Source organism: Kitasatospora sp. SUK 42, from assembly GCF_015776785.2.
Classification (GTDB): domain Bacteria; phylum Actinomycetota; class Actinomycetes; order Streptomycetales; family Streptomycetaceae; genus Kitasatospora.
On the sequence record NZ_LFMD02000005.1, the window covers coordinates 202,544 to 212,817 of the forward strand.

The following is a 10,274-nucleotide window of genomic DNA, read 5'->3' on the forward strand; positions in this document are numbered from 1 at the left end:
CTCAGCTCTCGTTGAGCGGGCGCAGCAGGACGTCGTGGATGACGCCGCGCCCGGGTCGGCTGCCCCACAGGCCGCGCTCGGCCATGAGCAGGGCGTTGAGCAGCTGGTCGTTGGCGAGTTCGGCGCCGTCCTCGCGTTGGCGGCGCAGGAACTCGGTGATGAGCTCGGCGCGTTGGAGGCCGTCCGCCGACTCGTCGGAGCCCAGGTGGGCGGCCACCATCGCGGCCAGCCGGTCCTCGGTGGGCGGCTGGATCTCCAGCCGGACGCAGCGGCGCAGCAGGGCCGAGGGGAACTCGCGTTCGCCGTTGCTGGTGAGGACGACCAGCGGGAAGTCGGCGCAGCGCACCTGGCCGCCGCGCACGACGGTCGTCGAGCCGGGGTCGGCGGTGGCGACCTCCTGCGGGCCCGGTCCGAGGCGCTGCAGCTCGGGGATCTCGAACTCGCCCTCCTCGAAGACGTTCAGCAGGTCGTTGGGCAGGTCGATGTCGCTCTTGTCGATCTCGTCGATGAGGACGACCCGGGGCGTGCGCCAGGGCAGCAGCGCGGTGCCGAGCGGGCCGAGGCGCAGGAACCGGCCGATCGCGGGCGGCTGCCGCTCGCCGCCGTCCTGCGGGGCGCTGAGGCCGGCCTCGTGGAGGCGGCCGATGGCGTCGTAGGTGTAGAGGCCGTCGCGCAGGGCGGAGCGGCTGCTGACCGGCCAGCGCAGGACGGGGCCGAGGCCCAGCTCGTGCGCGACCGCGTAGGCGAGGGTGGACTTTCCGACGCCGGGCTTGCCGGTGATCAGCAGCGGGCGGCGCAGGTGCAGGGCGAGGTTGACGAGGTGGATCTCGCGTTCGTCGGCCTGGTAGGCGGTGGCCTGCCGGGTGCGGCCGAGCCGGCGGGCGGTCGGCCCGGTGGTCTCCTCGGCCGGGGGCGGCGGCAGTTCCTCGCCGTTCCCGGTCCAGTCGCCGAAGGTGCGCCAGGCCGGGGCGGGCGGGAGGTCGCCGATGCCCTCGTGGGGCACGCCGGTGCCCCGGGTAGATCCACCAGTTCTCGGGCACCGCTACCGCCTTGTCCTCGTCGTCGTTCCTGTGGTTCGCGTCCACGCGTCACACCATCCCCGGAAAGTGGGCGTCCTGATCGTGGTCCACACAGTTCGGGTCGTCCCAGAGCAGGGTCATGCCGTCCTGCTGCTGCTCGGCCCGGGTCACCTTGCGGTGGCGGTGGACGGCCTCCGGCAGCTGCGCCAGGGAGCGCGGGCGGTGCCTGCGCAGGGCCTCGACCACCTCGGTGGGCTCTCCGGGGGCGCGGCGCCAGAGCATGGCCGGGACTCCGTCGAGGACCATCGCTTCGAGCACGGCCTCACGCACCCGGGGGTCGAGGTCGTCGTACGGGGTGTCGAGGCCCAGGCAGGCCACGGTGGGCCGGCCGTCGAGCCAGCCGGGCAGGTCGGCGGCACGTTCGGGGAGCAGGGGCGGCCAGCCGATCCGGTCGACGGCCTCGCACTCCATGGTCTCGGCGAAGAGGTGTTCCCACCGTTCGTACCAGGCGTCGGTCTGGAGCCACGGGTTGGCGTAGCGGTCCAGGGAGCGGACGACGACGGGGTGCAGGAGTCCGAGCCGGTGTCCGCGCGGGGTCGGGGACCACAGTTCGGCGCTGTGGCCGAGCAGCGCGGCCGGCAGCAGGAACTCGATCCGGACCGGGCCGCGGTTGGTCCTGCGCATCGCGAAGAGCAGTTCCTGCCAGCCGGCCAGCCGGGCGCTGCCCTCCGTGATGAGGTCCTCCTTGGCGAGCGAGGCGGTGACGACCAGGTCGTTGAGGCGCTCGATCGGCCCGCCGTCCAGGGGCTGCCGGTAGTAGGAGGCCCGGAGGTGGTAGCGGCTGCGCTCGATGTGCTCCGGTGTCTCCGGGTCCAACCGGATCTGCACGATGAGCCGGCCTGCGGCGTCGACCCGGGGCCCCGGGCGGGGGCCTTCGATGGTGCTCAACAGGGCTTGGAGTTCGCCGAGTTGGGGATGGTTCGGGGCCAGCTCCGGATCGGCGGCCAGGGCGGCGAGGAAGGAGAGGGCGGGCCGGGCGTCGGGGGCGCCGCGGTGGTCCAGCAGTCGGCGCAGGATCTCCGGCAGGGTCGCCCCGGGGGCGAGGAGCCGGCGGCCGGGGGCGTCCTGGGGCAGGTGGCCGAGCAGCCGCTGCGGGCCGGGCGGGGGTGCCAGCGACCGCAGCAGGCCGATGACGCGCAGCAGGGCGTCGGCGGGCAGGCCGGTCTCGGCGGTCAGGGCCAGTACGGCCAGCTCCAGCCAGGGCAGCGCGCCGTCGTGCGGGTCGTGGACCCTGAGCGCCTCACCGAGGGAGCCGAGCACCGCCCGGGGATCGCGGGCGCGGGCGACGGCCCGCAGGATCTCCCGGACGTGCTCGCGGGCGGTGCGGCATTCCCTGACGTCCAGGGCGAAGTCCGGGGAGGACGGCGAGCGGCCCATCGTCTCCAGGACGTCCAGCCGGAAGCCCTGCCGGACCATCCGCTGGAACGTGAAGAGGATCTCGGCCAGCAGTTCCTCGGCCGCGGCCGGCCAGGCCGCCGGGCCCTCCCCGTGCCCGGCGGCCTGCGGCGGCCATCCGCCGTACGCCCCTGTGCTCATGGCCCTACCTGCTCCCCCAGCCCCCGGCGGCGCGGCCCACGACGGACCTGAGCCGCTCCAACGCCCCGTCGTACGGGGCGAGTTCCTCCAGCGCCGTGTACAGCGCGCGCAGCGCCGCCGGCGCGTCGCGGTGGTGCCGGCAGCGGCTCACGATGCGGAAGAGGTGGTCGCGCCGGCCGGAGCGCTCCTCGGCCTCGAAGGAGTGCGGCAGACCCAGGAGTTCACCCATCCGATCGAGCAGGTCGAAGCGGCTGTCGGCGCGCGCGGTGTACGGGATCGCCATCAGCGCGTCCACCAACTCGGCGTCGTCCGGCGGCGGTTCGGGCGGCTCCGCCGGCACCTCAGGGCCGAGGAAGGCGCGCAGGGCCGCCAACGGGACGTACCAGCCGCCCCGGATCCGCCGGTCGGCGCCGCTCCCCTTGAGCACGCCGCACACCAGTCCGTCCGGCCCGACCAGCATGCCGCCACCGAAGCCCGGCTTCACCGCCGCGCCCTCGACCCGGATGAACTCCCCTGATCGGCCGACCACTTGGAGTGCCAGGGTGTCGGGGTGAACCCCGGGCGTCGGGGTGTAGGCGGAGTACCCGAAGGCGGTCAGCCGTGTCCCCGGCGCCGCCTCGTCGCCCGCCAGCGGGGCGACCGGGTGGCCGGTGCCGGCCGCCGCCGGGACGGTGAGCAGCGCGAGATCGGGGAAGGCCTCGAACGGGCCGGTCCCCGCCGTGGCGGGCTCCGCCCGGACGTTGCCGGGCTCGACCGGGTAGGTGCCCGACTCGTGGCGCACGACCAGCCCTTCGGCCGTCTTGCCGCCGTTCAGGACCACCCGGGCGCAGGTGACCACCTGCCCGGGGGCCACCAGGAAGCCGCTGGCCCGGACCCCGTTCGCGGTCTCGACCAGGACGGTGCAGCGGCGCAGCGCCTCGGACCGGGCGTGGTCGAGGTGCGGGCCGGTCACTCCGCGACGGGGGTGGTGGTCGCGGCGCCGTCACCGTCCGCGGCCGCCCCGGAGTTCACCTCGCCGACGGCCCCCGCCCGTATGCTTCCGCCGCTCCTCGGCCTGATCGCCTCGGCCTCCGTGCCCCCGGCCACCCCGTCCCCCTCCCACCCGCAACCGCCGAACCGCGCGCCACAATACCCCGACCACCGCGCCACCGACCGGCACTCGGACGGATGGCCCCACCCCGGGCGGGGCCGGACGCTCCCCGACCTGCCCGGGCCCCACCGGGCCCTGGTCGGCGGCCCCGGCAGTGACGAGAAAAGGGCTCCCCTTCACCCGGCGTCCTCACGCCGGCTGAAGGGGAGCCCTCGGGTCCACCGGCTCGGACCCAACCCCACACACGACCGGCCCTCGAACCCCCGACGGAGCGGCCCGGGCCCGCGGCCACCCGATCGTGGCGTCCCCGGCGACGACACGGACCCGGCCCGGGACAGCGGCGGGCCCGGTACGGAAGGCTGGGACCACCTCGGCCCGGGGCCACGCGGCGCGGCGGCCACGACCGACCGGACCGACCCGAGACCGGGATGGTGGCATGCCCCGTCAGGACACTCCGACCGCCGGAGCCGCCCGGAGCGACGACTTCGCCGAGCTGCGCCGACGTGTCAGGGAGGCCGGGCTCCTCCGGAAGCGCCCGCTGTACTACGCGTGCCGGGCCGGCGCCCTGCTGGCCGCCCTGGCGCTGCTCCTCGTGTGGTTCGCCGGGCGCGGCGCGAGCTGGTGGCAGCTCGGCCTCGCGCCCCTGTTCGCCTTCGTGCTGGGCCAGTTGGCGCTGCTCGGGCACGATGTCGCGCACCACGCGGTGTTCTCCGGGCGGCGGGCGACCGACCTGGCGGGCATCCTCCTGGGGAACCTGGTGGTCGGCATGAGCTACGGGTGGTGGGTCAGCGACCACAACCGGCACCACGCGCACCCGAACCGGGAGGGGCGGGACCCGGCCGCCGACTCCATCCTGTTCGTCCGGACCGCCGAACAGGCCCTCCGCACACGGGGGTTGAGGAGGGCGGTCGCCAGGTACCAGGCGGAGCTGTTCTTCCCGCTGCTCTCCCTCCAGGCCCTCGGCCTGGTCGTCGCGACCGGGCTGACGCTCGCCAGGGGTTCGGTCCGCCACCCGCTGCTGGAGCGGGGCCTCGCCGCGCTCCACTACGCCTTGGTGGCGGGCCTGTTGCTGACCGTCCTCACCCCGGTCCAGGCCCTCGCGTTCGTCGCGGTCTGCGGCTCCCTCCTCGGCGTGTACCTGGGCTGCATCTTCGCGCCCAACCACAAGGGCATGCCGATGACCGGCCCGGAGCCGGGACACCCGGACTACCTCCGGCGGCAGGTGCTGCCCTCCCGCAACCTCCGCGCCGGACGGTTCGTCCACTTCGTGTTCGGCGGCCTCGGCCACCAGATCGAGCACCACCTGTTCCCGGGCATGCCGGTGGTGGCCCTGCGCCCGGCGGCGCGCATCGTCCGCGCCTACTGCGCGGAGATCGGCGTCGAGTACTGCGAGGCAGGCCTCGCCGACTCGTTCCGGGAGATCCTGCGCGATCTGCGGGCGGTCGGCCGCTCCGTCGAGGCGGGCCCGGCCGGGAGCGGGGCGCGGTCCGGACCCGGGGCCGGGTCCGGGCCGGAAGCCGAGGCCGCCCGGTGAGCCGGCACCCGCCCGGAACGGCGGCGCGCGCCGCGGACCTCCTGGAACCGGGCTCCGGCCGACTGCGCGTCCTGGTCTTCGCCGAGTCCTTCGCACCGCAGCTCAACGGCGTCGCCCACAGCGTGCTCCGAACGGCCGAGCACCTCGTCGCCCGCGGCCACTCCGTGCTCGTGGTCGCGCCGTCGGCCCCGCCCGGCCTCCGGCACCCGGGCGGCGCGACCGAGCGCACGTACTCCTACGGGGTGCTCCGGGTCCCGTCCGTACCGCTGCCCGGCTACCCGGAGGTGCGGATCGCGCTCCCCGGGCGGCAACCGGCCGAGGCCGTCGCCCGGTACCGTCCCGACGTCGTCCACCTGGCCGGGCCGTTCGCCCTCGGGGCCGCCGGAGCGGCGGCGGCCCGGCGGGCCGGAGCTCCGGTCGTGGCGGTGTTCCAGACCGACCTGGCGGCCTACGCCCGGACCTACCTGCCGGTGGCCGGAGCGGCCGGGGCCCGGATGGCCTGGCGGATCCTCCGGCGCATCCACTCCACGGCCGCGCGGACGCTGGCGCCCTCCCGGGCCTCGCTCCGCGCACTGGCGGCCCAGGGCGTGCCCCGGCTCCACCTGTGGCCGCGCGGGGTGGACCGCGAGCGGTTCCACCCGCGCCACCGCGACGAGGGCCTGCGCCGTCGGCTCGGCCCGCACGGGGAGGTCCTGGTCGGCTACGTCGGGCGCCTGGCGGCCGAGAAGCAGGTCGACCGACTGGCGCAGGTGTCCCGGCTGCCGGGCGTCCGGCTGGTGGTCGTCGGCGACGGCCCGTGCCGCGCCGCGCTGGAGGCCGCCCTGCCGGGCGCGCTCTTCCTGGGCCGGCGCACCGGCCACGAACTCGCCCGGCTCTACGCCTCGTTCGACGTCTTCGCGCACCCCGGACCGTTCGAGACCTTCGGCCAGACCATCCAGGAGGCCATGGCCAGCGGCCTGCCGGTGGTCGCCCCGGCGGTCGGCGGTCCGCTGGACCTCGTCCGGCCGAGGCGGACCGGCTTCCTCGTTCCGCCCGGCGAGGGGGACGGGTTCCGGGTCGCGGTGGAACGGCTCGCCCGCGACGGCGAGCTGAGGGCCGGGTTCGGGCGGGCGGGCCGCGCCGCCGTGGCCGAGCGCGGCTGGGAGGCGGTCGGCGACCGGCTGATCGGGCACTACCGGCTCGCCATCGCGGAGACCGCCCGTCCCCCACGGCGGTGAGCCGGCCGGACGACCGCAACCATCCGCCCCCACCGGAGGACCCGACCACCGTGCACCGCTCCCGCACCCCTCTCGCCGCCGTCCACGCAGCCAGTAGCACCCCCGCCGCCGACACCGCCGTGTTCCTGCACGGACTGGGCGGATGGACCCACAACTGGGCCGCGCTGATCGACCTCCTGCGGGCCTCGGTGCACTGCCTGGCCCTCGACCTGCCGGGCTTCGGGAGGTCGGAACCCCCGCCCGACGGCGTCGTCACCGTCGAGCGCCTGGCCGCGGCCGTCGCCGACCACCTCGACCGCACCGGGCACCGCCGTGTCCACCTGGTCGGCAACTCGCTGGGCGGCCTGACCGCCCTCCATCTCGCCGACCGCCGACCGGAGTTGGTCGCCACCCTGACCCTCGTCTCCCCCGTCCTGCCGGCCCTCCCCCCGCCCCAGGCGCTCCGGGTGTCACTGCTCGCCCTGCCCGGCGCCCCACGCCTGTACGCCCGGCTCCTCTCCGCCCGGAGCCCCGACCGCCAGCTCGACGACCTCTACGGCCTCGTCTACGCGGACCCCGCCCTCATCGGTGCCGAACAACGGGCGGTGGAGGCCCGCGAACGCTCACGCCGGGCCGAACTCCCCCACGCCCCCGGGATGTTGGCCGAGGGCGTACGCGCGGTGGTCCGCTCCCATCTGCGACAGGGTCCGTCCTCGGCCTGGCACCAGGCGCACCGGATCACCGTCCCGACCCTGCTGGTCTACGGACGCAAGGACCGCCTCGTCCCCTTCCGCACCGCGCACCGCGCCTACGCGGCCTTCCGGGACGCCCGCCTCCTCACCCTCCCCGGCGTCGGCCACGCCGCCATGCAGGAACGCCCCGCCCCCGTCGCCGCCGCCATCCGCGCCCTGATCACCGACGCCCGCCGCACACCACCGACGCGCGCCACCTGACCACGACGAGGATTCCGGCCGCCCCCGCCGTCCGGTTGCGGGGCGTCCGCGACCGGTGCTTGTGTCGGACACATGGCTGAACGATCCACCGTCCGCAGCGTGACCTACGACCTGCTGCGCACGCTCGGACTCACCACCGTCTTCGGCAACCCCGGCTCCACCGAGCAGCCCTTCCTCCAGGACTTCCCCGAGGACTTCACCTACGTCCTGGCGCTCCAGGAGGCCTCCGTCATCGCGATGGCCGACGCGTTCGCCCAGGTCGCCGGCCGCCCCGCGCTGGTCAACGTGCACTCCTCGGCCGGCCTGGGCAACGCGGTCGGCAACCTGGTCGCGGCCTACCACGGCAACACGCCCCTGATCGTCACCTCCGGCCAGCAGCACCGCGAGCTGGTGCCCGGGGATCCGTACCTCGCCAACCGGGACGCCGTCGAACTGCCGAGACCGTGGGTGAAGTGGTCCTACGAACCGGCCCGCGCCGAAGACGTCCCCGAGGCCTTCATGCGCGCCTACGCCGAGGCGCTCCAGCCGCCGGCCGGGCCGGTCTACCTGTCGATCCCCATGGACGACTGGAAGCGGCCCCTGTCCGGCTTCACCCGGGTGCGGACGGTCAGCACCCGGACGGCGCCCGACCCCCGGCGGCTGCGCGCCTTCGCCGAGCGCCTCTCCGCCAGCCGCCGGCCCGCGCTCGTCTTCGGACCCGAGGTCGACCGCGGCGGCGGCTGGGACGGGGCCGTCGCCCTCGCGGAGAAGCTGCGCGCGGCCGTCTACGGCGCCCCGCTCCTCGACCGTGCCTCCTTCCCCGAGGACCACCCGCTGTTCGGCGGCCCGCTGGGCCTGTCGGTGAGGACCATCGGCGACCGGCTGGCCGGGCACGACCTGGTGGCCGTGATCGGCGCGGAGGTGTTCCGCTACTACCCCTACGTCCCCGGCGACTACCTCCCCGCGGGCACCGGGCTGCTACAGATCACCGGCAATCCCCGGGTCGCGGCAGCGGCGCGGGTGGGCGACAGCCTGCTCGGCGATCCCGGGCTCGCGATCGAGCTGCTGCTGGACCTGGTCGAGGACGGATCCGCCCGGACGGCACCCGACCCGATGCCCCGGCCCCGCGTGCTGCCGCCCGCCCCGAACAGCCCGCTCACCCCGCCCGAGGTCTACGCCACCCTGAGCCGGGTCCGCCCGGCGGACGCGGTCATCGTCAACGAGTCGACCTCGACGATGGCCCAACAGCTCGAATGGCTCCCCACCACCCGGTCCGGATCGTTCTTCGCCACGGCGAGCGGCGGCATCGGCTGGGGCACCCCGGCGGCCGTCGGCGTCGCACTGGCCGACCGGGAACGGGGAGTGCGACGAACCGTGGTCGGCCTGATCGGCGACGGCTCCTTCCAGTACTCCGTGCAGGCCCTCTACACGGCGGCCCGGCACGAGCTCCCCGTCGTCTACGTGGTCATGCGCAACCACGAGTACTCGATCCTCAAGTCGTTCGCGGTGCTGGAGGAGACCCCGGGCGTCCCCGGACTCGACCTGCCCGGGCTCGACATCGCCTCCGTGGCGCGCGGCTTCGGCTGCCACGCCGTCGACGTGGAGACCACCGAGGACCTGGAGCGCGAGTTCAAGGCGGCCCTGGACGCCGGCACCACCACCGTCATCGTCGTCCCCACCCAACCGCAGAAGGCGATGCTGTAGGAGGCGGGGCCGGGACCGGGTGGCTCCGTTCCCTCCCATGAGCCCGATGAACTCAAGCAGCCGCTTGACAATGAACTCAAGCGGCTGCTTGAGTCCGGGTTGTGGCACGGGAACAGAAGACGGATCTACGCCGAGAGGCCGGCCAGAGGACCAGGGACGGCCTGATGGCGGCCGCCCTGGAACTGCTGGCCCAGCGCGGCCAGGCCGGGGTGACGCTCCGCGAGATCACCGATCGCGCGGGGGCCAACGTCGCCGCGGTGAGCTACCACTTCGGCTCACTGAAGGCGCTGTGCGACTCCGCGATCGAGCACGCGCTGGAGCAGTACCTGGACGCGCAGATCCAGGCGCTCGGCTCCCTGGACCACACCTCCACGCTCGAAGAACTGGCGGCCGCGTTCGCCCGGCCGATGGTTCGTGCCCTGGCCGCCGGAGGGCGAGAGCTGGAGGTGATACGGATCGTGGCCCGCGCCGGGATCGAGCCCCCGCAGGGGTGGGAGCGACTGGCCGGCAAGTTCGAGCAGACCCGCCGGGACGCCGTGCGCGTGCTGACCGCGAACCTTCCCGCCGTCGATGCCGGGGAGCTGACCTTCCGCACCCGGTGCGCGGCCGGCCTGCTGAACTGGCTCGCCCTGGCGCCGATCGGCACAGAGCTGGCCACCGAGTCCGCCGAGCAGATCGAGCGGCGCCTGCTCCCCGTGGTGGCGGGGGCGTTCCACGGCTACCCGCCCATGAGCTGACGATCGAGGGCACCTTCACCGGCCCCTTCGAAACGCCCGCCGGCACCATCCAGCCGACCGGCGCCCGGCTCAGCATCCCGACCGCCGACTTCTGGTACGTCGAGGACGGGAAGATCAAGGAATTCAACTGCTACGTCGGCGTCAGCGTCATGCTCGCCCAAATGGGAGTCCAGCCGGATTTCGCCTCCGCCGTCGCCGGCCGGTAAACGCGAAGAGCCCCCATCCGGTTTCCCGGATGAGGGCTCTTCTGAATAATTGTTCGGCGGCGTCCTACTCTCCCACAGGGTCCCCCCTGCAGTACCATCGGCGCTGTGAGGCTTAGCTTCCGGGTTCGGAATGTAACCGGGCGTTTCCCTCACGCTATGACCACCGAAACACTATGAAACTGTCAACCGCACCAACCCAGGTCAGGGTCGGGGTCGTTGTTTCAGAACAACACAGTGGACGCGAGCAACTGAGGACAAGC

Annotated in this window: 8 protein-coding genes and 1 rRNA gene; 5 read left to right on the forward strand and 4 right to left on the reverse strand. The window is 74.5% G+C overall.

Annotated features, from left to right (window positions below; genetic code table 11):
• Position 1: 1 nt before the first annotated feature.
• The 3 genes from RZ50_RS19570 to RZ50_RS19580 all read right to left on the reverse strand — a co-directional run bounded on the left by RZ50_RS19570 (position 2) and on the right by RZ50_RS19580 (position 3,567).
• Positions 2 to 1,003: a MoxR family ATPase gene (locus tag RZ50_RS19570; RefSeq protein WP_196949029.1), complete on the reverse strand. Its 1,002-nt coding sequence runs from the start codon at positions 1,001 to 1,003 to the stop codon at positions 2 to 4.
• 85 nt (positions 1,004 to 1,088) lie between these two features.
• Complete coding sequence (locus RZ50_RS19575) at positions 1,089 to 2,615, reverse strand: hypothetical protein (RefSeq protein WP_196949030.1); 1,527 nt, start codon at positions 2,613 to 2,615, stop codon at positions 1,089 to 1,091.
• A 4-nt stretch (positions 2,616 to 2,619) separates the two neighbouring features.
• Positions 2,620 to 3,567 (reverse strand): trypsin-like peptidase domain-containing protein, encoded by a 948-nt coding sequence (locus RZ50_RS19580; protein WP_196949031.1) that lies wholly within the window; start codon positions 3,565 to 3,567, stop codon positions 2,620 to 2,622.
• 574 nt (positions 3,568 to 4,141) lie between these two features.
• On the opposite strand from RZ50_RS19580, the gene RZ50_RS19585 reads away from it, so the two are divergent.
• The 5 genes from RZ50_RS19585 (at position 4,142) to RZ50_RS19605 (ending at position 9,808) form a co-directional block, all read left to right on the forward strand.
• Positions 4,142 to 5,239: an acyl-CoA desaturase gene (locus RZ50_RS19585; RefSeq protein ID WP_196949032.1), complete on the forward strand. Its 1,098-nt coding sequence runs from the start codon at positions 4,142 to 4,144 to the stop codon at positions 5,237 to 5,239.
• A 62-nt stretch (positions 5,240 to 5,301) separates the two neighbouring features.
• Complete coding sequence (locus tag RZ50_RS19590) at positions 5,302 to 6,456, forward strand: glycosyltransferase family 1 protein (RefSeq protein WP_196949036.1); 1,155 nt, start codon at positions 5,302 to 5,304, stop codon at positions 6,454 to 6,456.
• Between the two features lie 50 nt (positions 6,457 to 6,506).
• The gene (locus tag RZ50_RS19595; RefSeq protein ID WP_308271888.1) at positions 6,507 to 7,388 is read left to right on the forward strand and encodes an alpha/beta hydrolase; all 882 of its coding nucleotides are present in this window, start codon (positions 6,507 to 6,509) and stop codon (positions 7,386 to 7,388) included.
• Positions 7,389 to 7,460: 72 nt separating this feature from the next.
• A complete protein-coding gene (mdlC, locus tag RZ50_RS19600; protein WP_196949033.1) occupies positions 7,461 to 9,071 on the forward strand; it encodes a benzoylformate decarboxylase in 1,611 nt (536 codons plus the stop codon).
• A gap of 164 nt (positions 9,072 to 9,235) precedes the next feature.
• Positions 9,236 to 9,808 (forward strand): TetR/AcrR family transcriptional regulator, encoded by a 573-nt coding sequence (locus RZ50_RS19605; protein ID WP_196949034.1) that lies wholly within the window; start codon positions 9,236 to 9,238, stop codon positions 9,806 to 9,808.
• Between the two features lie 257 nt (positions 9,809 to 10,065).
• Here the strand turns inward: RZ50_RS19605 and rrf are convergent.
• Positions 10,066 to 10,182: ribosomal RNA gene (rrf, locus tag RZ50_RS19610) — 5S ribosomal RNA — on the reverse strand.
• Positions 10,183 to 10,274: the final 92 nt, after the last annotated feature.

Excerpts from the sequence above, each read along its gene's own strand:
- RZ50_RS19585 (WP_196949032.1), top strand. The coding sequence starts at position 4,142 with ATGCCCCGTCAGGACACTCCGACCGCCGGAGCCGCCCGGAGCGACGAC.
- mdlC (WP_196949033.1), top strand. The coding sequence starts at position 7,461 with ATGGCTGAACGATCCACCGTCCGCAGCGTGACCTACGACCTGCTGCGC.
- RZ50_RS19605 (WP_196949034.1), top strand. The coding sequence starts at position 9,236 with ATGGCGGCCGCCCTGGAACTGCTGGCCCAGCGCGGCCAGGCCGGGGTG.
- RZ50_RS19575 (WP_196949030.1), bottom strand. The coding sequence starts at position 2,615 with ATGAGCACAGGGGCGTACGGCGGATGGCCGCCGCAGGCCGCCGGGCAC.